Annotated in this window: 20 protein-coding genes and 1 pseudogene; 6 read left to right on the forward strand and 15 right to left on the reverse strand. The window is 63.9% G+C overall.

From position 1 onward, the window contains the following. The first annotated feature begins 608 nt into the window (after positions 1-608). The 3 genes from RVY76_RS17415 (at position 609) to RVY76_RS17425 (ending at position 4,541) form a co-directional block, all read left to right on the forward strand. Positions 609-2,921 carry a DUF3772 domain-containing protein gene (locus RVY76_RS17415; RefSeq protein ID WP_317377724.1) on the forward strand — a complete coding sequence of 771 codons (2,313 nt, stop codon included), beginning with the start codon at positions 609-611 and terminating at the stop codon, positions 2,919-2,921. Positions 2,922-3,186: 265 nt separating this feature from the next. Next, positions 3,187-3,528, forward strand: a complete 342-nt coding sequence (locus RVY76_RS17420; RefSeq protein ID WP_317377726.1) for a hypothetical protein — start codon at positions 3,187-3,189, stop codon at positions 3,526-3,528. Between the two features lie 182 nt (positions 3,529-3,710). Next, positions 3,711-4,541, forward strand: a complete 831-nt coding sequence (locus RVY76_RS17425) for a CPBP family intramembrane glutamic endopeptidase (protein ID WP_317377728.1) — start codon at positions 3,711-3,713, stop codon at positions 4,539-4,541. 106 nt (positions 4,542-4,647) lie between these two features. Here the strand turns inward: RVY76_RS17425 and RVY76_RS17430 are convergent, their stop codons facing one another. From RVY76_RS17430 to RVY76_RS17450, 5 genes and pseudogenes are all read right to left on the reverse strand, one after another. Beyond that, positions 4,648-4,986, reverse strand: a complete 339-nt coding sequence (locus RVY76_RS17430) for a hypothetical protein (protein ID WP_317377730.1) — start codon at positions 4,984-4,986, stop codon at positions 4,648-4,650. 81 nt (positions 4,987-5,067) lie between these two features. After that, a complete protein-coding gene (locus RVY76_RS17435) occupies positions 5,068-7,194 on the reverse strand; it encodes a M13 family metallopeptidase (protein WP_317377732.1) in 2,127 nt (708 codons plus the stop codon). A 957-nt stretch (positions 7,195-8,151) separates the two neighbouring features. Then, complete coding sequence (locus RVY76_RS17440) at positions 8,152-8,487, reverse strand: hypothetical protein (RefSeq protein WP_317377734.1); 336 nt, start codon at positions 8,485-8,487, stop codon at positions 8,152-8,154. Then, the gene (locus RVY76_RS17445) at positions 8,484-8,774 is read right to left on the reverse strand and encodes a hypothetical protein (RefSeq protein WP_317377736.1); all 291 of its coding nucleotides are present in this window, start codon (positions 8,772-8,774) and stop codon (positions 8,484-8,486) included. Before RVY76_RS17445 ends, RVY76_RS17440 begins: the two co-directional genes overlap by 4 nt. Before the next feature lie 559 nt (positions 8,775-9,333). Continuing rightward, positions 9,334-10,105 (reverse strand): annotated as a pseudogene (locus tag RVY76_RS17450) (IS5/IS1182 family transposase). 196 nt (positions 10,106-10,301) lie between these two features. On the opposite strand from RVY76_RS17450, the gene RVY76_RS17455 reads away from it, so the two are divergent. After that, on the forward strand, positions 10,302-10,778 hold the full coding sequence (locus RVY76_RS17455) for a GNAT family N-acetyltransferase (RefSeq protein WP_317377737.1): 477 nt from the start codon (positions 10,302-10,304) through the stop codon (positions 10,776-10,778). 96 nt (positions 10,779-10,874) lie between these two features. Here RVY76_RS17455 and RVY76_RS17460 read toward each other — a convergent pair whose 3' ends face one another. Continuing rightward, positions 10,875-11,777: an AraC family transcriptional regulator gene (locus RVY76_RS17460; protein ID WP_317377739.1), complete on the reverse strand. Its 903-nt coding sequence runs from the start codon at positions 11,775-11,777 to the stop codon at positions 10,875-10,877. A 139-nt stretch (positions 11,778-11,916) separates the two neighbouring features. Between RVY76_RS17460 and RVY76_RS17465 the strand changes: the two genes are divergently transcribed. Continuing rightward, a complete protein-coding gene (locus RVY76_RS17465) occupies positions 11,917-12,672 on the forward strand; it encodes an SDR family NAD(P)-dependent oxidoreductase (protein WP_317377741.1) in 756 nt (251 codons plus the stop codon). A 114-nt stretch (positions 12,673-12,786) separates the two neighbouring features. Here RVY76_RS17465 and RVY76_RS17470 read toward each other — a convergent pair whose 3' ends face one another. Further along, complete coding sequence (locus tag RVY76_RS17470; RefSeq protein WP_317377743.1) at positions 12,787-13,188, reverse strand: RidA family protein; 402 nt, start codon at positions 13,186-13,188, stop codon at positions 12,787-12,789. A 148-nt stretch (positions 13,189-13,336) separates the two neighbouring features. Between RVY76_RS17470 and RVY76_RS17475 the strand changes: the two genes are divergently transcribed. Next, positions 13,337-13,969, forward strand: a complete 633-nt coding sequence (locus RVY76_RS17475; protein WP_317377745.1) for a TetR/AcrR family transcriptional regulator — start codon at positions 13,337-13,339, stop codon at positions 13,967-13,969. 126 nt (positions 13,970-14,095) lie between these two features. Here the strand turns inward: RVY76_RS17475 and RVY76_RS17480 are convergent, their stop codons facing one another. The 8 genes from RVY76_RS17480 to RVY76_RS17515 form a co-directional block, all read right to left on the reverse strand. After that, entirely contained in the window at positions 14,096-15,577 is a 1,482-nt protein-coding gene (locus tag RVY76_RS17480) for an anion permease (RefSeq protein WP_317377747.1), read from the reverse strand. A gap of 27 nt (positions 15,578-15,604) precedes the next feature. Next, a complete protein-coding gene (locus RVY76_RS17485) occupies positions 15,605-16,081 on the reverse strand; it encodes an NUDIX hydrolase (RefSeq protein WP_317377749.1) in 477 nt (158 codons plus the stop codon). A 264-nt stretch (positions 16,082-16,345) separates the two neighbouring features. Further along, positions 16,346-17,164, reverse strand: a complete 819-nt coding sequence (locus RVY76_RS17490) for an aspartate dehydrogenase (RefSeq protein ID WP_317377750.1) — start codon at positions 17,162-17,164, stop codon at positions 16,346-16,348. Between the two features lie 189 nt (positions 17,165-17,353). Beyond that, positions 17,354-18,271 (reverse strand): Gfo/Idh/MocA family oxidoreductase, encoded by a 918-nt coding sequence (locus RVY76_RS17495; RefSeq protein WP_317377752.1) that lies wholly within the window; start codon positions 18,269-18,271, stop codon positions 17,354-17,356. Then, positions 18,268-19,218 carry an ROK family protein gene (locus tag RVY76_RS17500; RefSeq protein WP_317377754.1) on the reverse strand — a complete coding sequence of 317 codons (951 nt, stop codon included), beginning with the start codon at positions 19,216-19,218 and terminating at the stop codon, positions 18,268-18,270. Before RVY76_RS17500 ends, RVY76_RS17495 begins: the two co-directional genes overlap by 4 nt. After that, a complete protein-coding gene (locus tag RVY76_RS17505) occupies positions 19,215-20,069 on the reverse strand; it encodes an ABC transporter permease (RefSeq protein WP_317377832.1) in 855 nt (284 codons plus the stop codon). The genes RVY76_RS17500 and RVY76_RS17505 overlap by 4 nt, the downstream gene beginning before the upstream one ends. Continuing rightward, complete coding sequence (locus RVY76_RS17510) at positions 20,069-20,989, reverse strand: ABC transporter permease (protein ID WP_317377756.1); 921 nt, start codon at positions 20,987-20,989, stop codon at positions 20,069-20,071. Before RVY76_RS17510 ends, RVY76_RS17505 begins: the two co-directional genes overlap by 1 nt. A gap of 64 nt (positions 20,990-21,053) precedes the next feature. Further along, positions 21,054-22,586, reverse strand: a complete 1,533-nt coding sequence (locus tag RVY76_RS17515) for an ABC transporter substrate-binding protein (protein ID WP_317377757.1) — start codon at positions 22,584-22,586, stop codon at positions 21,054-21,056. Positions 22,587-22,693 lie beyond the last annotated feature (107 nt).

A 22,693-nucleotide genomic window follows, 5' to 3' on the forward strand; every position in this document is an offset into this window, starting at 1 on the left:
CGAATGGTCGATCCAGTATTGCAACGCGCAACGCCGCCGGAAAGGGATTTTGAGCGTGATCGCCTTCATTGTTCCTGGAAAGGCGGCCGCGACGGCTCGATGAAGCTGCGCGTTCGGGAGAATGACCGCCTCGACAGTGCCGCGACACGTCGGGTGTCGGCGTGTTCACGACACACACGGGGCGAGGGCGGAGAGGGGGTCGTTCGCCGCAACCGAAAAGCGCTGGACCATGCGCTGCAAGTCGCGAAACGCTGTCCGGCTGCCTTGACGTTCCTGATACCTTGTATCGGTGGATAGGACCCGATGTGAGCCGTTTCCATTGGCCGACATGGAAAATCCAGACTGACGGCCCCCGGGGGTTGTGCAATGCCGAGATCGATGTAGCGTGATGTGAAGTATCGCATTCAAGCTTTTCGAGCCGTGATTTGTAAGAAGCCTTCACAGGGTCGGGTTTCGGGGAAGTCCTCCGGCACTCCGACACTTCCCCCAGAGCAGATGCAGGCTTCCGCGCCGAACTGGGCAATGTCCGATCATATCTCTGACGTTCGGTGAAAGCCTTGCCTCCCATTCTGCCGGTTCCCCCCATTATCGTTGACGTTCGGCGATCTTTGATACTGCGCGCGTTGCTGGTCGTGCTGTTCTGGATCGCATGTGCCACCTTATCGCTCGCGCAGGACGCCAATCCGTCCGAGAGGGTTGACTGGGACGCGGTGGCCGAACGTGCGGCCGGTCTTCTCGATGCCGAAGATGCAAGCGCCGACCTGCTGGACGAAACGCGTGCGCAACTTGCCGAGCAGCGCGCTGACGCCTTGGAGATCGCCGAGCGCGGATCGGTCCGGGCCCAGTCGCTGGCTGCGCAGATCGAGGCTCTGGGACCGCCACCTCCGGACGGCGTGCCGGAGCCCGGCCCGCTGGCCGAACGTCGGAATGAACTGGAAACGGCGCTCGCCGAAGCCAATGCGCCCGTCCTCGATGCGCGAGCGGCCTACCTGCGTGCCGATCTCCTGATCGCCCGCCTCGACGCAAGGCTGCTCGACCAGGCTGTCGCCAGCCTTGTCGAGCGTATGCCCAGCCCGCTGCTGCCCCGAAACTGGAGCGCGCTCACCGACGACTTGCGACAGCTTCTTCCTGCAGATGGAGAGGAGGTAGAGCTCCAGGAGGAGTTGCCGCCGATGGCCGCGTGGAGCGCCGGGCTTGCCTTTCTGGCCGCGGCGTTGGGCCTCATCTTCGTGGCGGAGCCGTTGGTCACCAATGGGCTCGAGCGCCTCCAACACCGAAGCCACCAGCGCATGCGGTACCGCCTGGTCGCGGCCCTGACGCTTCTGTTGCGATTGTTCATCCCCGGATTGGGGCTGCTCCTCATATTTCTGGCCCCGGCGGTGCTGGTTGTCGAGTTTCCAAATCACACCAGGCTCATCGTTGCTGCGGCAACCGCGCTTCTCGGGCTGAGCAGCGCTCATGTCCTCGGTCGCGCGCTGTTCGCTCCACGGCGCGCCGTGCTGCGGCCCTTCGACCTCGACGATGTCATGGCCCGCAGGGGCTATGGGCTGAGCCTCCTGCTCGGGGTGTTCCTGTCGGTGGACGCAATGTTCGAAGGGCTGGAGCAGGAGATCGCGTTCGCCCCGGCAAGTCAGTCGGTCCTGTCTCTGATCGTGGTCGTTGCGGGTGCAATTCCCGTTTTCCGGCTCGGGACGTTCCTGCGCCACCTCGATTCACCCGCGCATGCGGATGCCGAGCTGGGCGACGACCTGCGCCGTCTTTTCGCACGCTTCGTGCAGGGGGCGGCGATCGTGGCGCTGCTCGCGGCTCTCATAGGGTATGTGAACCTCGCACGCTTCGCGCTCGAGCCCACGGTGACGACGATCGGCCTCGTGGCGGTTCTGCTGTTCCTCCGCGCGCTGGTGATCGGTGTCCTGGTCAACGGCATCGACAGGACCACGCCGGATGAGGACGAGGCCGGCGCCTTGGTTCCCGTGGTCGTTTCCATACTCCTGTCCCTAGCTGCCCTGCCGTTGCTCGCCTTGATCTGGGGCGCGCGGGGGAGCGACCTTTCCGAAGCGTGGCGAGTGGTCACGGCAGGGATAAGGGTCGGAGACGCGACCCTGTCCCTGACCTCGATCGCGGTTCTCGTCGTGGTTTTCTTCGCCGGTCTCATCGCGACGCGGTTCACCCAGCGGTTCCTGCGCCAGTCCGTGTTCCGCCATTCGCACCTCGACCGCGGGGTCCGTTCGTCGGTCGTGACGGGTGCGGGCTATGTGGGGGTGACGCTGGCAGCGCTGATTGCGCTGTCGACCGCCGGTATCAGCCTTTCGAGCCTTGCCGTCGTGTTCGGCGCACTTTCGGTCGGGATCGGTTTCGGGCTCCAGCCGGTGGTTTCCAATTTCGTGTCGGGTCTCATCCTGCTGATCGAGCGTCCGGTAAAGGAGGGGGACTGGATCGAGGTCTCGGGCCATTCCGGCTACGTCCGCAAGATCGCGGTCCGCTCCACGCGGATCGAGACTTTCGACCGGTTCGACGTGATCGTCCCGAACTCCGATCTGATCGCGGGCGTGGTCAAGAACATGACGCTAACGTCGAAGGAAGGACGGATAATCATCCCGATCGGAGTTGCCTACGGCAGCGACGTCGCACGTGTTCGGGAGATACTTCTGGCCGCATCGGCGCGGCGACCCGAAGTGCTGGCCATCCCCTCGCCGACGGTTCTGTTCACGGATCTCGGCGACAGCCGGCTGGAATTCGAGCTGCGCTGCTATCTGAGAGACGTGAATACCTTGCTGATCGCGCGCTCGGAACTCCTGTTCGACATCTACGCCGAGCTGGTCGAGGCGGGCATCGAGATCCCGGTCCCCCAGCGCGGCCTGACCCTCGCCGGGCTCGACGAAATAGGCGAAGCGATCAAGGGACTTGCGAAACCAGGCTGAGCAGAATGCGCGGTCGGATCGTCCGATAAGCGAGTTGGCGAATGGAGTCGTATCAATCAGCCCCGCACATCGACGGGAGTTCCGGCCTGCAATCAGCTGCGAACGGTCGAGCCGCTCTCGCCGTTTGTACCCAACTGGCATCGGCTTCGTGCGAGCGCCATGCGTCATTCAGCCCGGGAGGGATCGCCTTGCATACGACGAAGATCCTTCTTTACCGACAGCACTTTGCATAGGATCCGGGAAGGTTCTGGAATGGGAGCTTGATATGAATGCGAAAGCGGTGACCTGTTTTCTTCTTTTCGGCCTCTCGGCATGCATGACCACCGAAGCCGATCCCGGCGCGGATGCCGAATGGACGAACGAGGTGGTTGAACGCCCCGACTTCGATCAATCGTCGGAGGCGACCCGGATGGCCGAGGCCGCCTGCCGCGAAGCGCTGGCAACGCGTCTCGCGCGTCCCGTCGGCGATACACGTGTCGAATACGTTCTGGACTCGGAAGCCGGTTTGGGCGTCTGGATGAGCGCCCGTGGCGTCGAGGGTCAGTGGACCTGCCAGTCCGACGCCGCTGGCAACGTCGCGGGGCTCGGCGAAGCGTCCGTTCCCTGAGCGGGGTCGGTCTGTGAACGTCCGGTGGTCCGTGATCGGGACGAAAGGCGCAACCCTTGATGCTTCATGCAGGCGTGGCCGTTAGCCCTCGTTGCCGATGACATCGCTTTGCAGGCTATCAGCCGATCGGGTGGAGTACGTCTTGCCTTTGAATTCTGAGCCAAGCGAAGAGGCGTCATGACATGAGAGAGGCACCACGTTTCTTGCTGAAACGACGCAGAAACCTGCCGCGTGACAATCGGATCGGGTGGGCGCTTGTCACGCTGGCGCTCTGGACGGCGATCACCTTCGGCGGTGCCGAATTGTTCGTGTCCGATGATCAATCGCTGGATGCGTTCGTCACGCGCGGTATCCTGTGGCAGATCGTCTGCGCCGGAATGATGCTCGTCGCCGTGATCGCGTGGCGCGGCTGGAATGACCTCGGCTTTCGCGCGCCGATACCTGGAACGTTGAAACTGCTATGGCTGCCGATACTGCTGGTAGCGCTGCAATTCACCTTTGCCCTGCTCCTCGGACTTCCCGACTCCGCGACGATCCTCCTGATCTTCGTGAACACCCTGTTCGTCGGCTTTTCCGAGGAAACCATGTTCCGGGGGGTGCTCTACCGGGCCCTGTGCGAACGTCTGCGCATATGGCCGGCAATCCTCGTGACGTCGTCGGTGTTCGGCGCGGTTCATGTTCTGAACGGTTTCATCACAGGCGAATTCGAGAGCGCCATATACCAGGCGATCATGGCAGGTAGCACCGGGCTCCTGCTGATGGCGATCGTGTTGCGGACCGGTTCCCTCTGGGCCGCTATCGCCTGGCATGCGGCCTGGGATGCCGCGCTTCTCCTCATTGCAGAAGGAATGCCCGATCCGGACGCGTCGAATGGAAGCGAGCTCGCGAATTCGGGCGGATGGACAACGATTCTGATTCCGTTGGCGCTCGTTCTCCCCAACCTGCTTTATGCGCTTTGGCTCCTGCGCCATGTGCACCATGTGCCTGCGCCGGCGAACGCAAAGGCAGAATGATCCGCCCCATACGACGCGGCTATGAGGCGCTCAGGCGGCATGACCGGCCGTAGGGCCAGCCTGATCGCATGGTTCCTCAGGACTGCCGCGCGTGATCTTGCGGGCCTCAGAACTGGACAGTTCCGCTGCCGATCTCGAGGCCTCCATAGGTGGCGCTTCTGGGTTCCCCGTCATCGTCGTAAAGAACCGTGGCATTGCCGCCTTCACCGTTCGTGCAGGAGAGCGGGCGAAGCTCGCTTCCCCCGGGGCGCGGATTGCGGAAGATCGCCGAGCAGAACGCGCCGTCATCGACCGTAACGCCAAGCGCGTAGCCGCCGTCGGATCGCTCCCGCATTGTGCCGGAGGATGTTCCTCCGCTGCTGTTGGCACCTGTTCCGGTCATCGTACCCTCGACGCAGCCCGCAAGAAGCAGAATGACCGAGCCGGCGATCAAGTTGGACTTCATTCGATGTTCCTTTCTATCTGCTCCAGTACCGAAAACCTGCTCTCTGGCCGCGAGGTGCCGCTTTCCGTGCGGATAACTGCGTTACCAGGCGGTAATTCTCTCCTCGACCGGCAACCACATCGGATCGCCGTCCTTTATTCCGAATGCCTCGTAGAATGCCGGAAGATGCTGAAGCGCTGCGATGGCGCGATAGGGCGATGGCGCGTGGGGGTCGGCTTCCACGAGCAGGCGATCATAGGCGTCAGTCGATTTCGACGCCCAGTTCTGCGCCCAGGACAGGAAACATCGCTGTTCGGGCGTGAAACCCTCGATCTCCACGTTCTCTTCCGGGTGCTCCTCCAGATAGTCCATCAGCGCGATATGGGCGAGCGTGATGCCCCCCAGATCGGCCATGTTCTCTCCGACTTCGAGCGGCCCGTTCGCCATGAGGCCCGGCGCGACCTCGTAGGAATTGGCTTGCTCCACCAGTTTCTCGGCTTTGCGTTCGAAATTCGCCGCGTCGGTTGGGGTCCACCAATCCCGCAGATTGCCGTCCGCGTCATATCTCCGCCCGAGAGAGTCGAAGCCATGTGTCATCTCATGGCCGAGAATGGCACCCATCCGGCAGAACCAGACAGCCGCATCCTTCTGCGGCTCGAAGAATGGCGGTTGCAGGATCGCCGCCGGCACCTCGAAGCCATTGATGCCGGGATTGTAGGCGGCATTGACCGTTGTCGGCCACGTGGAGGAATTGTTGAACGCGTCGCGCACGACCGGACCGCCGAACTTCGCCATGTAGCGTTCGTGCTCGAACTGCGCGATCGCCATGAGGTTGCCAACCGGATCGCTGCCGATCTCGAGGCCGGAATAGTCGATCCACTCGTCCGGCCTGCCCATCGTCGCGGTGAGCGTGTCGAGTTTCGCCGCAGCCTCGGCGCGAGTGTCCTCGCTCAGCCAGTCACGCGTCGGTATCCGGTCGGCGAAGGCCGCCTTGACCCGCGCGAACATGTTCTCCGCCGTGGTTCTGGCGTCTTCCGTCAGATGCCGCTCGACGTAAAGCTGTCCCAGAGGATGGGCGAGATTGGCGGCGACAAGCTCGTAGGCTGTTTCTTCGCGCGGCGGCAAGACCGCGCTGCCCAGCAGCACGGTCGACAATCCCAGGGTCGGTTCCTGAAACGCGGTCGACATCACCGGCGAGAATTTCAGGATCAATCTGAGCTTCAGATACTCCTTGATCTCTTCCAGCGACCGCGTGCGCAGGACCTCGGACAGAACCGGCACATAGCGCGGTGAATATAGCACGACATTCTCGACGCTCCGCGGATAACCCGCGGCCTCCAGCAAGGCCGACAGGTCAATTTCCGGAATCTGTTCCTGCACCTCGCCGAGCGTCATGGGATTGTAGACGATATCGGGATCGCGCCGCTCTACGGGCAAGAGGACTCCGGCATGAAGTGCCCTTTCGATCTCGACGGAATTGCGGGCGATGCGGCTCGCGTCGCCGGCAGGGAAGCCCGCCACCATAAGTGTCTCGGCCAGATACGTTCGATAAGCGTTCAGTCGGACGCCGTCATCCGGTTCGGCAAGGATGCTGTCGAAGCGCGAGTCGATTCCGAAAGGTGCCGACGCGAAGGCGAATTCATATTGGCTGTTGTCGAGCGTTCCTTCCGTGTGACCGAAGCCGAGAAACACGCCGGGTCCGCCGATCCGATCCATCCGCACCATGAACGGAACCAGGTCCGCCAAGCCGGTCATGGCGTCGATCCGGCCAAGGTCTTCCTCAATCGGCGCGATGCCGCGCGCGTCGATCCGATCCGTATCCATGTAGGCGCGGTAGAATTTCCCGACCAGTTGGGATGGGCTGCCATCCGGGGCAGTGTCGGCCTCGGCCTCGGCGACCGACAGGATCGAGCTTACCTGAGACTGCACAAGCTCTCCGGTGATCGCAAAGATTCCGTATCTGGGGAATTTCTCCGGGCGCTCGATCCGATTGAGCCATCCGCCCGCCGCGTAGCGATAGAAATCCTGTCCCGGGTCGATACTCCTGTCCATGTTCTCCACCGAGAAGCTGAGCCGGTCAGGTCCGACCGGGCTCGAACCTGCCTCTTGCGCATACGAGGCAGCGGCGAAAGCAAGGCCCATGACGGTCGCGCAGGCAACCGGAATGACACCTCTATATCTCATGGTCTGTCTCCAAACGGGGCGGTCGGTATCAGTCCGTGAACTCACGTTTCCGATCAGCTTACGGTGACAACTTCGCCAAGGCTATCATTTCGAGCGATGCACACTCATCGATTTCAGCGGCCGCCTTTCTCCGCTCGCGTTGTCTATCCAGCCAAGGCAACATCAGTATCGCTCGCGTACTTCATTTCTTATCTGGAGGAGCGATCCCGCGACCACCCCCATCCATTGAGTCACATCCCGGCGGCCTATGCGAGCTTGCGTTTCGGTCAGCATCGGGGTGACGAAAGTGAGCCTCGCGGGGCTTTTCTTTTCTGTTGTGCTTATCAGCATACGCTCCAATCGCGTGCCATCCGAACCATCAGCCTTGGGAGAACGAATATCTTTCACGAGCGAACGTGGGAAAGGGAAATCCCGATGAACCTCGATGCTCGCCTACGTCGTCAACATCGCAACGTTGGAGGGCCCGAGCGGGTCGGCCCTGTCGCTCGGACCTCGACCGCCTCGGATATCGTGCGGGCGCCCGTGAGCTCGATACCGAGGTACGCATCAATACGGTCCATCCTCGGATCCCCCAGTAGCAACCGGACAGCACCTCCTAGCCGAGCTTGATGTCGGTTTCTCATCTTACCGTTTGGAAGCGGGGGGCAGATTTGCTGCGAACATATTCCGCAATTGGCCAGCCGATACCTGCAGGGACCAAATCCAGTCGTTGAATAAAGCGCGTATAAAATTCGAGGCCGGCAGCCCGTTTGAGTAAGCTCCTGATGAACGGATCGACTCAATTCCCCGGACAGCGGGCGAACCTGAATTCATGAGGGAAGCCAGACCGAATTAGATCCAGCCACGCTTTACGATTCCTAATCACCCATCTTGCTGCCCGCATATCCTGACGTTCCGTAGCCTATGGGCGTCAAGCTCATATTATCTTCGTCTCGATAAAGCGGAGTGGAAAAGGGTACCCGCCTGATGCGAGAGGATGCCCGTCCCGACTGCGGCCGAAGGTCAGCGCGACAAGCGCACCGCGTAGCCGTTCGGCCAGACCACCGCATCGTCGGAGACCTCCGCTTCGCCGTCGATCAGGAAGAATGTCCCGGCTCCGATCAGGAACGCGGTATCCTCCTCGCGGTTGGCGAGGGCGATGAAGTTGACGTCGTTCTCCTCGATCGTGCCGAGGAATTCGAACGTCGCTCCGTCATCGACGATCTCGCAGGATGCGGCCTGCTCTACCGTGTTGCCATCGAAGTCGAGGATGGTCAGGGTGCAGTCCACAGCCTGTGCCGCGGCCGAACCCGCAGCAAGCAGGGACGCCACCGCCAGAGAAACCAGACCCCGGCTCACGTCCGGTCGACGCCGACGAGACGTCCCTCAGCCGAGAACGTGCAGGTGAAGAAAAGATCGTCGATCTGACCATACACAGTGTACATGCCCTGATCGGGTTCGGCGGGCAGCGTGATCACGTCCAGCGGGCTGGCCGAAAATTCCTCGGCCGCGGCACCACGGCAAAATCTCGGCATCTCGCCGCGAGTGACCAGATCCGGAGCGGCGCTGGACATGTCGGTGTCATCGACACAGCCAGCCAGTCCAAGGGCCGAAAGAATGAGCGCGAAGCGAATTGGGTTGGTCATGCGATGATTCTCCAAGAGCAATGCTTGCGATTCTTACAAATCAAATCTCGAAAAGACTGCTTTGTCACCAAAAATGTCCGGGCGTGGTTCGGCGGCTTTCAAGGTGCCTATGGTGACGGGATGAATGTGAATGCTCCTTGGGCCGGTACCATCCCGGTGCTCGTCGATGAAAGGTGGGGAGCGAGTGGAAGAGTGTCCTTTCTCAGATCAAATCACGGGGCTTCAAGAATATCCTCCAATGACTGGGGCAGAAGACCCGATGTTTCTCCCCACGAAAAATAAATCCAACGTTCAAAATCGGCTATGTGAGATTCTGTCCAAGTCATCGCCCGATGGCTCCCGGAGTCCGGAGAATACATGATCACACAACATCGCCGCGTTGCATGGTCTCGTCCTTGCCAAGGATCGTCGTCTGGTGGGACTTAGCTGTCTCAGCGTCACGCCATGCGACAATGGCCGCAAACATCAATCATGACGCCGAGTGCTTCGATGCGGAGGCACCTGCCGAACTGCGCCAGGTGCGGTTGCCGAACATTCGCTCTAGGATCGGATCTCATAGTCAGATCATAAGGCTGGCGACCAGGGCGATGAGGATGACCTTCGGATACCCGTCGTAGCGCGAAGCTGCCCTCCGCCAATCCTTGAGCCCGCCGAAGATGATCCCGATCCGGTTCCGGCGTTTGAGGCGGCGCTTGTCATGCTTCACCGGCGTCTGGCGCTGCGTCCTGCCCGGGATGCAGGCGCGTATCGCTCTGGCTTTCAGCGTTTCCCGTCACCAGTCCGCGTCGTATCCATGGCCCCCGAGGGGCCAGTCGACATCCGTCAGACTGTCGCAAAGCACACGCACCGATGCAGTCGCTGGCGTGTCCTGCCGCTGCGATCAGGGTGAGAGGGTGTCATTCGCCAGTGTCGCGCGCGACATGGTTCATCTGTCCTGAGTTGCGTGCAGTTTCGTGGTCATGCCGCCATCCTCGGGAGAATGATTACCTGCATCGTTTCCTGGTCCTCGAACTCCGTCCGATCAGGCGACCACGTCCCCTTTCTTGACGCCCAGACTGGACGCCGTTCGGCGGGCCTTCGGGTAGGTGCGCGGGCTCGCTCGAACACGAGGCGTTCGCCTGCTCGCATCGATCATCACGGTCCTGTTGCCAAGCGCGTCAGCCAGTCCGGCCACCATTCTCGCGAAGCTCCCCTTGCCGTTCCGGCGTCTCCAGCGGTTACAGAGCGTCCTGCGGGGGCCATATCCCTCGCCGCGTCTTGCCATGGGACATCGGAAGGCAAGGCTCCGGACGCGTCATTTGCGCATCGCTCGGCCAGACCTGATCCGACATATCACCGCCCCGTTTTCGGACGGTGACTCACGTCGATCCCACCCAATCAATGGGAACTTCTGCCCAAGAAGATCTCTGCCGACATCACGTTGCTCGACCGGACATGGCGCAACCGCAATTCCATTCGACCCTTCCGCCGCCCGGTTCGGTGGTCTACTTGGAACGCCAAGAGAAGCCGCTCACAAGGATAGTCGCGATGGTTCAGATCAGGCTGGCGACCCCTAACGACACCCAGTCCGTCGTCACGCTGCTGGATGCCCTCATCGCAGCCGAAAAGCGTACCATTCCGGGTGATGAAGCTTACGTCGAAGCTCATTATACCGGCGGTACGAGCCTCATCACCCATCTTGCGCTGGAAGGCGAAAATGTCCTCGGGCTCCAGGTCCTCAGCCGGTCTGACGGCAATTCCCCCTACGGCACTCCGGAAGGTTGGGGCGCCATCGGCACCCATGTCCACCCGGAGGCCGGCGGCAAAGGCATCGGCCGACTGCTGTTCGCCGAGACACTCGTTGCAGCCCGCGCTGCCGGTCTGACTACGATCGAGGCGGCCATCGGCATCCACAATGTCGAAGGTCAGGCCTATTACGAGGCTATGGGGTTCCGCACTTGGCGCACCACATCGGAGCGCAACTGCAAGCGTTTCGACCTCATCCGGGCGGCTCTTCGGGGCTGAAGCGGCCATTCAATGCGACGAGGAACGGGAAAACCGGTTGCCGCTCGCAGGACCATGCCGCCGCTTGTCCCGTGCGAGGGCGCGCTTTCCGAACGCTCAGGCGAGGGCCGTTGCGACGCGGATGTCCTTTCCGGGGGGTGCGTGGAACAAGCGACCGTATTCCCGGGTGAACTGCGTCACGCTGGCGTAGCCGACCGCGTGGGCGGCCTGTGCGATCTTCGCGCCTTCGGTCAGCATGAGGCGCCGCGCTTCGATCAGTCGCAGCTGTTTCTGGAATTGCAGCGGCGACAGGGTGGTGATGGCGCGGAAGTGCTTGTGGAAGGCGGGTTCGCTCATTCCGGCGGCCCCAGCAAGCTCCTCGACCCGGACCGGGCGCGCGTAGTCCCGCCGCAGGAGGTCGACCGCCCGCGCGATCCGCCCCGCGTGGCTGTCATGCGCACCGAGTGCCGCGATGGCCGGGCCATGGACCCCCGTCAGAAGCCAGTAATGGAGCTCTTGCAGCAGGCCGTCGCCAAGCACCGAAAGCGCCTCGGGCCGATCCAGAAGGCGTGCAAGGCGAAGCGCGGCGTCGATGACCTCCGGGTCGATCGGCTCGATCCTTACGGGCCGCGTCTCGCCCTGCCGGACCGGGACGGCGGGGATGAGCGCGCTCAGGATCGCGGGATCGAGTTCGAGCACGAGCGCATAGTAGGGGGCCGCAATGCTGGCGCGGGTGACCCGGCTGACCGTCGGAATGTCGGCTGCGACCACCATGGCCTCGCCCGGCGCGTATTCGAAGCTTGCCCCCAGCGTGGTCACGCGCTTGCGTCCCTGCAGCAGCATCGCGATCACGGGTTTCTGGACCGCGACCATGAGATCCCCGGGCTGCAGGATACGCACCACGCTCAGGCCCCGGACCGGGGTCTGTGCCAGGCCGTCGGGACCGGCATTCGCGTCGGCGAACCGACGGCAATGGACGAGAAGTCGGGCAAGAGGCGAAGTGCTTTGGGCAATGCTCATGGGGCACAATATGGGACATAGCGGATCGCAGGGGTAGATAGAAATGGGATCGGGCAAGAGGTCGCGAGGATCAGGCAACAGGGAGGGGAAATCCTCGTCTATCTTTCGGGCACACAATGTCACCCTGAAAGGACATCCCATGAGCAAGATCGCCCTCGTCACCGGCGCCAATCGCGGGCTCGGCCGCAATGCCGCACTCGCCATCGCCAAGGGCGGCAGCGACGTCATCGTCACCTACCGGTCGAATGCCGCACAGGCGGAGGAGGTCGCGGCCCAGATCCGCGAGATGGGGCGCCGCGCCGTGGCGCTGCGTCTCGACGTGGCCGATATCGCCAGCTTCCCGGCCTTCGTCGAGGCCTTGCGCGCGGAACTGAAGCAGTCCTGGAACCGCGACAGTTTCGATCATCTCGTCAACAATGCCGGTCATGGCGAGTTCGCCCTGATCGAGGAGACCACCGAAGCGCAGTTCGACGATCTGTTCGCGGTCCACGTGAAGGGCGTCTTCTTCCTCGCCCAGGCTCTTCTTCCGCTTCTGGCCGATGGCGGGCGGATCGTGAACCTGTCGTCCGGCCTGACGCGGGTGTCCTTCCCCGGTTTCGCGGCCTATGCGGCGGCGAAGGCGGCGGTCGAGATGCTCACCGTCTACATGGCACGCGAATTCGGCACGCGGGGCATCGCGGTGAACACGGTCGCGCCCGGCGCGATCGAGACCGATTTCGGTGGCGGACTGGTCCGCGACAATGCCGATGTGAACGCCCAGTTCGCCGCGATGACGGCGCTTGGCCGCGTCGGACTGCCGGACGATATCGGTCCGATGATCGCCAGCCTCCTGCGCGACGACAACCGCTGGGTCACCGCACAGCGGATCGAGGTTTCGGGCGGCCAGACGATCTGAACGCTCTTCGCGACGCGCCGACTTTCACGGCGCGTCGCCTTGTTGTTCGACCTGTGATGGGGGGGCATGCCGCTGGACCCTTCTCCCGCAATGCGTTTTGCTCGCGTCCCGCCATCACTCTCGGGGAATGCGCGCGATCACCTTTATCTCGAAATCGAAGCCCGCCAGCCAGGTCACCCCGACAGCGGTCCAGGTCGGGTAGGGCCGGTCGGCAAAGTATCTTTCCTTCACCGACAGGACGTCGGGAAGTTGCACCTCCGGATCGGTGTGGAAGGTCGTGACGTCGATGATGTCGTCGAAGCTGCACCCGGCTGCCTGCAGCACGGCCTCGAGGTTCCCGAACGCCCGTTCGACCTGTTCGGGAAAGGTTTCCTCGGCCGAGCCGTCTTCGCGGCTTCCGACCTGACCCGACACGAACAGGTGCTCGCCCGACCGCACTGCGGGGGAATAGCCGTGCCGGTCGTAAAGCGCATGGCGGGCAGAGGCGGCGGGGTAGATCGGTTCTCGGATGGTCATCGGGGTTCCCTTTCTCAATCGGACGCGCAGCGAGGGCCGAGCGCGGGCTTTCACGCAGCGCCAAACTCACATACGCTATGTATGTGATATGTGTTGACATACGCTCCGTATGTCAATGCTTCCTGCAGCTAATTCTGATGGGGGTGCCATGGCCAGACGATCACGTGCCGAGATGATGGATGAGACCCGGCGCAAGCTGATGGCATCCGCCCGCGCGGCTTTCGCGGAAAAGGGGTTTCACGAGACGTCGATGGACGATCTCACCTCTGCGGCGGGCCTGACGCGCGGTGCCCTCTACCACCATTTCGGGGACAAGAGGGGTCTTTTCGCGGCCGTGGTCGATCAGATCGATGCGGAAATGTCGGCGCGCGCCCACAGCCTTGCAGCAGCCGAAGCCACGGTGTGGGAGGCCCTTCTGGCCGAGGGCGGGGCCTATATCGAGATGGCCCTCGATCGGGAAGTGCAGCGCATCGTCCTGCGCGACGGGCCCGCGGTGCTTGGCGACCCGGCCCGCTGGCCCAGCCAGAACCGCTGTCTCGACGCGACACGCGGGGCGGTCAGACAGCTCCTGGCCGATGGCGTGTTGCGGCCCGTGGATGTCGAGGCGGCGTCCCGGCTTCTGAACGGTGCTGCCCTCAACGCGGCGCTGTGGATCGCGTCCTGCGAGGATCAGGCGGCGATGCTGCCGAAGGCGCAGGAGGCGTTCCGGATGCTCGCGGAAGGTCTGCTTGCCCGCGACGTCCGCACGGCGGATTGCGACGCCGATAAAGCATCCGACTAAGCGCAGGACGACGGCGGCCCAGAGCCGTCGTCGATGTCTCGCAACCATGCCGAAGTACGGCAAACCGGAACCGGCTGAACGCCGCAGATTTGCCGCGTTCGGCAACCCCGAGACGGCGGCGGGGCCTCAGATCGAAAAGAGCGACAGCGCCAGGAAACAGATCGCAGACAGGCCGGCCGCCGCGGGGACCGTGATCACCCATGCCGCGGCGATCGTCAGAAAGTGCGAGCGTCGCACCAGCTTGCGACGGCGACGCTCCTCGCTGGGAACGCGTCTGGCCGGCGGACGCGCCTCGTGGATCAAGCGCGCGCGCCGCTCGGCGTGCCATTCGCGGAAGAACCCGACACCGAAAACCCCGCCGACCGCGATATGTGTGGAACTGACGGGCAGGCCGAGCCATGAGGCCGCGATCACGGTGACAGCAGCCGAGAGCGCCACGCAATATGCCCGCATCGGATTCAGCTTGGTGATCTGATTGCCGATCATCTTGATGAGCTTCGGGCCAAAGAGCATCAGACCGACCGAGATGCCGATCGCTCCGATCAACATGACCCAGACGGGAATCGCGACTTCGGTCACCGCGCCCCCGGTTTCCTGAGTATAGACGATCGCGGCGAGCGGGCCGACCGCGTTCGCAACATCGTTCGCACCGTGCGCGAACGACAGAAGGGCGGCCGAGATGATCAGGGGCATCCGGAACAGCACCTTGAGGGAGCGGTTTCGGTTCTCGAGCCCCTTTGCCTGGTACCGGATCAACGGCACGGAGGCGAATGTGCAGAGCAGTCCGACCGCTCCGCCGATCACCAGGGCAGTCGGCATGTCGATGGACATGACCCGCTTCAGGCCCTTCAGCGCGAGATAGCTGGCGAAAGCGGCAGCCATCAGACCGATCAGTACCGGCACCCACGTCCGGGCCGCGGCGATCTTGTCCTCGACGTAGATCACCTTCCATTTGATGAAGGCGAGCATTCCTGCCGCGATGATCCCGCCAAGCGCGGGCGAGATCACCCAGCTCGCCGCGATCGCGCCCATCGTGGTCCAGCTGACCGCGCCGAGCCCCGCCGCCGCGATCCCGGCTCCCATGACGCCGCCGACGACGGAATGCGTGGTCGAAACCGGTGCGCCGATATAGGTGGCGAGGTTCACCCAGAGCGCGGCAGAAAGCAGCGCCGCCATCATCGCGGTGACGAACACCCTTTCGTCGGCAAGGCTTTCCGGCGCGACGATCCCCTTGGATATGGTGTCGACGACGTCGCCACCCGCGAGAAGCGCGCCCGCGCTTTCGCAAATGGCTGCGATCGCGATGGCACCTGCCATCGAAAGCGCGCCCGCTCCAACGGCCGGGCCCATGTTGTTGGCGACATCGTTCGCGCCGATGTTCAGCGCCATGTAGGCGCCGAACCCGGCCGCGACCACGACGAAGATCGCGCCCGGCGTCTGACCGACGATAAGTCCCGCCGCAATTGCGGCGACGCCCACGAACAGAAGCGACAGTCCGGCCCCGATGAGCGGTCGCGACGCATACATGGTCGCCGCCTCGAGCCGTGACAGACGGTTGAGGTCGCGGTCGAGGGTCTGCCAGCTATAGGAGCTGTCCTGCTCGCTCATGTGCATTCTCTCGTGATGGGAAAGGGTCTATCGCGCAGGAGCGGAGAGCAGCGCATCGGCGTCTGACAAAAGCCCCTGCAGCTCGGGCTCGTCGACAGCGGCCGCGGCTTCTCGCGGCGTCATCCAGCGACGCTCGCGTCTTCCGGCCTCCGGATACTCGTCATGGAGACATTCGGTCTCGACCGAAAAGACGTCGACATTGGTCGGCACCGGAATACCGCCCCGAAGGCGTTTGTCGTAGCGATACCGGCCGATCCGGGCCGGCTTGCCGCCACGAGGCTTTACGCCCGCCTCTTCCCACGCTTCCTCGAGCGCGACGCCGCCCGCGTCGAAGCCGGTCTTGGGCCAACCTTTGGGCAAGATCCAGCGCTGCGTCTCAAGCGAGGTGACGAGCAGGATCTCAAGCTTGCCCCGGTCGCGGCGGAAGCACAGCGCAGCCACCTGATAACGCGACGGGCGTTTCAGGATCGGTGAGATGAACTGGGACCAGATCGTGTTGAGCATGGCAATTCCCTGGATATGAAACGTGCCTATCACTGCAGACATTCGAAGTTCAACGCAGTCCGGCCGCTCGACGCTCTCCGCTCCTGGCTGCCATACGGTCAGTACATCCTGCGCGTCGCCTCCCACGGCGAGCAAGGTCCGAGCAGCAGGATCGCGGGGCTGTATGCTGTCCTGACGTCGCTTGGGACGATCCGGGGCATTCCCGACCTTCCCGGAATCCGCCAGTGTCGTCTTTCCGCGTGCCGGCCACGGGCGGACCGGTCCTCACGCGCCGATCACGAGAGGTGCCGTCAGCCGCCTCAGGGTCGAGATCACGCTCAGCGGGGTGATCCTGCTCGTCCGCGGATTGTCGGGCGATGGCATGCCCTCGATCTGCACGCTGATCGTCGCGCTGTCGGAGATCACCGTGACGGCATGGATATTCCGGGTGACCCCGGGGTCCGCCCAGACTTCGAGCCGGGTGTCGGCAGCGCCGATGCCCGCGAAACCGAGGGTGGCGGCGACATTCACATTGGCGGGAAAGCCCGCGATGGCGTCTTCGACCGGACCGGCATAGCAGCAAACCGGTTCCGTGAGCGCGTCGAGATCCAGTCCCATCTGCGCGATCGCCGGTGCGCCCTTCAGGCTTGCCGGTGGCTTGCGGGTGACGAGGGTTATGCTGTCGATCCGACCCAGCGCCGCGGCCTGCACCGCATCCAGCCCGGCAAGCGCGCCCGACGGGACCAGGATGCGCCCTCCGGTGCGCAGAGCGACGGCCTCCAGATGTCGATTGTGCAGCAGCGCGCCCGTACTGGCGACCACGAGGATCTTGCCGGCCTCCAGAGCCGGAAGGGCGACGGTCTCGAACAGGTGTGCCGGGCAACATTCGACGACCACATCGACGCCATCGGAGAGGCATTCCAGCGGCCTGACCTCGGAGGGGGTGCCGAAATGCGCGGCCATATGCGCCCGGGCGCGTCCCGTATCGCGCGCAGATACCGCGGCGAGTTCCAGCCCCGGGATGCCGGCGTCGAGAGCGGCCGCCACCGTCCTGCCGATAGCCCCGAACCCGCCGACGGAGACCCTGAGCGTCTTTTCCTTCATGTCACCTTCCCCTGGAGTGATCGGTCTTTGCGAACTGTCGGCACGCTGAAAACTTGAGGTGAGCGGCAGCCGGGCCTGAGCCCCGCGAATGTTTCGGCCAGCGTTCCCATTTCCTCGGCCAGCCGGTCGCCGTTCATATTCCGGCCGCTGGCACGATTGCATCTGGAAGATTGGTTTTGCCGTTTTCCGTCACGAGAGCTGCCCGGTCGGTGGTGGCGTCGTGGCCTGCGCCAACAGCGTCACGTAGCGCAGCGCGGTTTCGATCTGTCGGTCCGTCTCCTCGGCACCGAGAAGGAGGAGGGCGTCGAGGGCGCGTCCGTAGGCCGTCCGGCTGTCGCAGGCGATTTCGATCCCTTCGGAAGTCACGTCCGTGCGCCCTTCGATCTGCACCCATGCGCGATTTTCACGGGCCGCGAGGTCGATGATCACCTCCGAGCGACGTCCATCGCGATGTGTCAGGCGAAAGCGGGCATCGCTTGGACCCAGGCGAAGGAGGTCGAGCGCGATCACCGGCCCCATGAGCCTTTCGAGAACCGACAGAGCGTGCGGCCCGATATCCATGAGCGCACCCGCCTCGGCCCGGCGCCATTCCGAAGCCGCATAAGGGCCCGAGATCAGGGCATCGGAGGCGTGGCGATACGTCGCCGACGTAACCTCGCCCGTGGCACCGAGGGCATCGAGCCGCCCGGTCAGGTCCGGCGCGAACATCAGCGTGTGAAAGACAAGCGCTTGCACGCCCGCGGCCCGGATCGCCCCGGCGACCAGCCGGGCATCCCCGGCAGAGGAGGCCAGCGGCTTTTCCAGCATCAGGTGGCATCCCGCCCGCGCCGCACGCGGTGCGAGGGACGCCTGGGCGGCCGGTGCCACTGCAAAAGCCACGATATCGGTCGCCTCGAATAAGGCATCGGCGCTCTCGAAGGCTGGCACCCCGTACAGATCCGCCAATGCGGCGGACGTATCCCGGTCGCGGCCCCACACACCTGCAAAGCGCAGTCCGGGATGGGCGGCTATGGCGGGCGCATGGGTCTTTCCCGCCCAATGGCCTGCGCCGACGAGGCCCATGCGCAAAGCCGGGCGCGATCCTCCGCCATCCGAAGAGCCGATCATACGCTCTGCCTCATCTGGTGGCCGAGGATGGCCCCACCGACCAGCGCGGCCTGATCGATCCGGCCGGGATAGAGGACAGGCTCATCCCGTTCTGACAGGATGCGCTTGCGCAGACCCTTGTCGAGCTCGGCCATCAGGGCCGCATCGCGCCCCAGCCCGCCGCCGGTGGCCACGATGGACGCGCCGGTGATGTTCACGGCCAGCGCCAGCGGCTCGGAGAGCATCTCCACCCAGAGAGCGATTGTCTTCGCCGCCTCGGCATCGCCAGTGCGCCACCGGTCGGTGATCTCGTGGCTCTTTGCCGGGGCGAAGCCGATCATCTCGTGAAGTCGCTCGAGCCCACGTGCCCCGCCGAACGTATCGGCGCACCCCTCCTGCCCGCAGCCGCAGCGCATCCGGGGCAATGGACGGTCCAGCGTTCGGGGCAGCTGGTTCGCCACGGGCCCGTGGCCCCATTCGCCGACCAACCCGCCGCGGCCGCGGACGACCCGCCCGTCGACGACCAGCCCGCCGCCGATCCCCGTCCCGAGGATCGCCCCGAAGACGACCCGGTGTCCGCGTCCCACCCCCTGACCGGCCTCGGCCAGCGCGAAGGCGTCGGCATCGTTCAGAAGGCCGACAGGTCGCTGAAGCCGTGCGGAGAGGATCCGGCAGACGGGTTTGTCGTCGAGGCAGGGAATGTTCGCCGACCGGATCGTGCCCGTCGCCGCGTTGCAGAGCCCCGCCGCCGCAAGAATGAGCGGCGCGGTCGCGTCGACCTCGCCCGCGAGTTCCGCCGTCAGCACGCTCAATGAGTCGAGAAAGGCGGCGATATCCTCGGTCGGCGTGGGGCAGGTGCGGACCTTGCCGACCTCGCCGGGGCGGGTGCCGACGGCGGCCATGCGGATGAAGGAGCCGCCGATATCCGCGACGAGGATGCGGTTCGGCGGCAAAAGCGTCTCGGTCATCCTCGGCTCCTCGGGTCCAGCAGATCCCTAAGCCCGTCGCCGAGGATGTTGAAGCCGAGCACCGTGATCGTCACGGCAAGACCCGGAAAGAGCGAAACCCAGAGCGCCACCCCCAGGAAGTTGCGGCCATTGCTCATCATGGCGCCCCATTCGGGAATGGGGGGTTGCGCGCCGAGGCCGAGGAACGACAGGCTGGCCGCCGTCAGGACCACCGTGCCCGCCGTCAGCGTCGATTGCACGATGATGGGTCCGAGGGCGTTGCGCAGGATATGATCGAACATGATGCGGACGTTCGATGCCCCGAGCGCGCGCGCGGCCTGAACATATTCCATCTCGCGCAGGCTGAGGGTCAGGTTGCGCGTGAGCCGCGCATAGACCGGCACCGAGAAGACGGCGATGGCCAGCAGCATGTTCACCAGTCCCGGCCCGAGGATCGAGACGATCAGGATGGCGAGGACGATGCCCGGAAACGCGAAGATGACATCCGTCACCCACATGATGAGACCATCGATCCGTCCGCCGTAATATCCCGCGACAAGCCCGAGCGGCACGCCAGCGACGACGGCGATCCCCGTCCCCAGCAGCACCTCGATCAACGAGAGTTGCGCGCCGTAAAGGATGCGCGAGAAGATGTCGCGGCCGAAGGAATCGGTGCCGAACAGGTGCTCGCCCGACGGCGGGAGAAGCGTCTGCAACAGGCTCTGCTCATAGGGCGAGGCCGGTGCGAGCAGCGGCGCGAACAGGGCCGCGAGCACGATCAGCCCGATCAGGAAACCGCCGATGAAAAGCGACGGCCTGCGTCCGAGCCAGCGGCTCCAGTCGACGAGACGGGGCAAAGCGATCGACTGCATCATCCGAACCTCACCCGCGGATCGAGGGCGGAAATGAGCAGTTCCGCCGTGAAGTTGACCAGTACGACGCTGACGACCGCGAGCATCGTCACACCCTGGATGATCGGGTAATCCCGATAGCGAACGGCATCGACAAGCATCTGTCCAATGCCCGGCCAGTTGAAGACGGTCTCCGTCACGACGGTCGAACCGATCACCGCGCCGAAGTTCAGCCCGATGATCGTGACGATGGGTATCAAGGCGTTGCGCAGCGCGTGCCTGCGATAGACGCGAAACGCGCTCAGGCCCTTGGCCCGCGCGGTGCGGATGTAATCCTGCCCCAGTGTCTCGATCATAGAGGACCGCGTCATCCGCGCCACGAGCGCCATCGGCAGCAGGCCGAGGGCGATGGCGGGCATGACGTAATGCGCCGGGGAGCCGTCGCCCAGAAGCGGAAGCCATCCCTTCTGGACCGAGAAGTAATCCATCATCACCAGAGCGAGCCAGAAATTGGCGACCGAAGCACCGAGGATGGCGATGATCATCACGATCTGGTCGATTGTCCGCCCTCGCCAGATGGCCCCGGCCATGCCGAGCGGCACGCCCAGCAAGGTCGCGAAGAAATAGGCCACGCTGGCCAGTCGCAGGGTCGCCATGAAGCGCGGCGCGAGTTCTTCAGAAACCGATCTGCCGGAGCGGATGGAGGTGCCGAAATCGCCGGTCGCGGCATTGCCGAGAAACTTCGCGTATTGAAGGATGATCGGCTGGTCCAGACCCAGCCGGATCCGCATGTTGTCGACGGCGGCCTGCGTCGCCTCGGGGCCGGCCATCAAGCGTGCGGGATCGCCGGGCAGCATCCGCACCGACAGGAAGACGATAAAGGAAACGCCCAGCAGGACGATCGGCAGCATCATCGATTTCCGAAGGAAATAGCGCTTCATCGCAGGCCTCGGGAATGGCGGGGCGGAACCGGGCGCGGCTCCGCCCCTTTGCAGGGTCTCGGTCTCATTCCGTGATCGAGGCGTCCTCAACCATCAGAAGGCCGCCGGGCTGCAGCCAGAGCCCCTCGACCTCGGAACTGGCCGCGGCGAGATCGCGGGTGGAATAGAGCAGCACGTGCGGCGCTTCCTCGTTCACGATCTCCTGCGCTTCGACGTAGAGGGCGTTGCGCTGGGTCGCATCCAGGGTCGCCGCAGCCTCATCCACCAGAGCATCGAGCTCCTCGGAGGAGAAGAAGCCCAGATTGGCACCCGTAGGGGCCCAGGCACCGGTGGTGTAGAGCGGGCGGAACTGCAGGTCGGCATTGACCGAACCGCTGGACCACGACGCGATCACGGCACCGAGATCGTCTTCGGCCTTGGCCTCGGGCCCGTTGAACGCCGCTTCCGACCAAACACCGCTTTCGAGGCGGCGCACCTCGAGATCCACGCCGATCTCGGCCCACATGGCTTGCAACGCTTCGGCGATCGCCGCCTCGGGCTCCTGCACGGCGACGGACATGGAGAAACCATTGCCGAGCCCGGCGTCCTCGAGCAGCGACCGCGCCATTTCGGGATCGTAGGGATAGGGATTGAGGCTTTCATCCCATGCGGGGTTTGTCGGAGCGAGCGGGGAGTTCGCCGGGGTGCCGTATCCGCGCAGCAGCGCCTCGACCAGTGCCTCGCGATCCGTGGCATAGTTCAGCGCCTGACGTACCGATTTCTGGTCGAGCGGTTCAAGCTCGACATTCAGCGACACCCAGAAGACGAATGCGCCGGGCTGATCGATGAGTGTCAGATCGGGATTGGCCGAGACCGCCTGCGCGAAGACCGGTGGCAGGGGATTGACCACGTCGACTTCGCCGGATTGCACACCCATGGTGAGGACAGAGCTTTCGGCGGACCAGGTGAATACGATTTCGTCGAGGGACGGAGCGTCGCCCCAATAGCCGTCGAAGGCCTGCATGGTCACGTGATCGCCGGACTGATACTCGGTGAACTCGAACGGTCCCGTGCCGACGGCGTGGGTGCCCAGCTCCCCGGCCGCGGGGCTCACCACCCAGCCGACCGATGTCGCCATCAGATCCGCGAAGCCCGCGTAAGGCCGGGCCAGCGTGAAGCGGACGGTCGACGGATCGACGGCCTCGACACGCTCCAGCAAACCGGTGATCTTGCCCGCCGCGGCAAGGCCGAGCTCGGGATTGAGAAGCCGCTCGAACGATGCGGTCACGGCATCGGCATCGAGGGGCGTGCCGTCGTGAAACTGCACATTCTCGCGGAGCGTGAACGTCCACGCGAGGCCGTCGTCGCTGGTCTCCCACTCGGTTGCGAGGGCGGGTACGATCTCAAGCTCGCGATTGCGTTCGATCAGGCCCTCGTACATCGGCGCGAGGACCACCTGCGTGAACGAGGCCGTCTGGTCGGCCGGATCCATGGAGCGCGGTGCCTCGCTTTGCATGACCGTCAGTGTCTGCGCCTCAGCGGCCCCGAGAGCGAGAAGCGACGCGGCTCCCGCAAGAGCGATGCGCCCCAATCCCTTTTTCTTCGCGAACATAACCATCTCCAATCCGTCCAAGTTGCGCCCTGCTTGAGGGTGCGGGCCAAGATTTAATTCCTATGCAGGTTATACATCGCTTGATTTAGTTATATCTGTAAAGTAAAAACACG

Origin of the sequence: Palleronia sp. LCG004, from assembly GCF_032931615.1 — a bacterium.
In the GTDB taxonomy this organism is placed as follows: domain Bacteria; phylum Pseudomonadota; class Alphaproteobacteria; order Rhodobacterales; family Rhodobacteraceae; genus Palleronia.

Excerpts from the sequence above, each read along its gene's own strand:
- RVY76_RS17420 (WP_317377726.1), top strand. The coding sequence starts at position 3,187 with ATGAATGCGAAAGCGGTGACCTGTTTTCTTCTTTTCGGCCTCTCGGCA.
- RVY76_RS17425 (WP_317377728.1), top strand. The coding sequence starts at position 3,711 with ATGAGAGAGGCACCACGTTTCTTGCTGAAACGACGCAGAAACCTGCCG.
- RVY76_RS17430 (WP_317377730.1), bottom strand. The coding sequence starts at position 4,986 with ATGAAGTCCAACTTGATCGCCGGCTCGGTCATTCTGCTTCTTGCGGGC.
- RVY76_RS17445 (WP_317377736.1), bottom strand. The coding sequence starts at position 8,774 with ATGACCAACCCAATTCGCTTCGCGCTCATTCTTTCGGCCCTTGGACTG.
- RVY76_RS17455 (WP_317377737.1), top strand. The coding sequence starts at position 10,302 with ATGGTTCAGATCAGGCTGGCGACCCCTAACGACACCCAGTCCGTCGTC.
- RVY76_RS17460 (WP_317377739.1), bottom strand. The coding sequence starts at position 11,777 with ATGAGCATTGCCCAAAGCACTTCGCCTCTTGCCCGACTTCTCGTCCAT.
- RVY76_RS17465 (WP_317377741.1), top strand. The coding sequence starts at position 11,917 with ATGAGCAAGATCGCCCTCGTCACCGGCGCCAATCGCGGGCTCGGCCGC.
- RVY76_RS17470 (WP_317377743.1), bottom strand. The coding sequence starts at position 13,188 with ATGACCATCCGAGAACCGATCTACCCCGCCGCCTCTGCCCGCCATGCG.
- RVY76_RS17475 (WP_317377745.1), top strand. The coding sequence starts at position 13,337 with ATGGCCAGACGATCACGTGCCGAGATGATGGATGAGACCCGGCGCAAG.
- RVY76_RS17480 (WP_317377747.1), bottom strand. The coding sequence starts at position 15,577 with ATGAGCGAGCAGGACAGCTCCTATAGCTGGCAGACCCTCGACCGCGAC.
- RVY76_RS17485 (WP_317377749.1), bottom strand. The coding sequence starts at position 16,081 with ATGCTCAACACGATCTGGTCCCAGTTCATCTCACCGATCCTGAAACGC.
- RVY76_RS17490 (WP_317377750.1), bottom strand. The coding sequence starts at position 17,164 with ATGAAGGAAAAGACGCTCAGGGTCTCCGTCGGCGGGTTCGGGGCTATC.
- RVY76_RS17495 (WP_317377752.1), bottom strand. The coding sequence starts at position 18,271 with ATGATCGGCTCTTCGGATGGCGGAGGATCGCGCCCGGCTTTGCGCATG.
- RVY76_RS17500 (WP_317377754.1), bottom strand. The coding sequence starts at position 19,218 with ATGACCGAGACGCTTTTGCCGCCGAACCGCATCCTCGTCGCGGATATC.
- RVY76_RS17505 (WP_317377832.1), bottom strand. The coding sequence starts at position 20,069 with ATGCAGTCGATCGCTTTGCCCCGTCTCGTCGACTGGAGCCGCTGGCTC.
- RVY76_RS17510 (WP_317377756.1), bottom strand. The coding sequence starts at position 20,989 with ATGAAGCGCTATTTCCTTCGGAAATCGATGATGCTGCCGATCGTCCTG.
- RVY76_RS17515 (WP_317377757.1), bottom strand. The coding sequence starts at position 22,586 with ATGGTTATGTTCGCGAAGAAAAAGGGATTGGGGCGCATCGCTCTTGCG.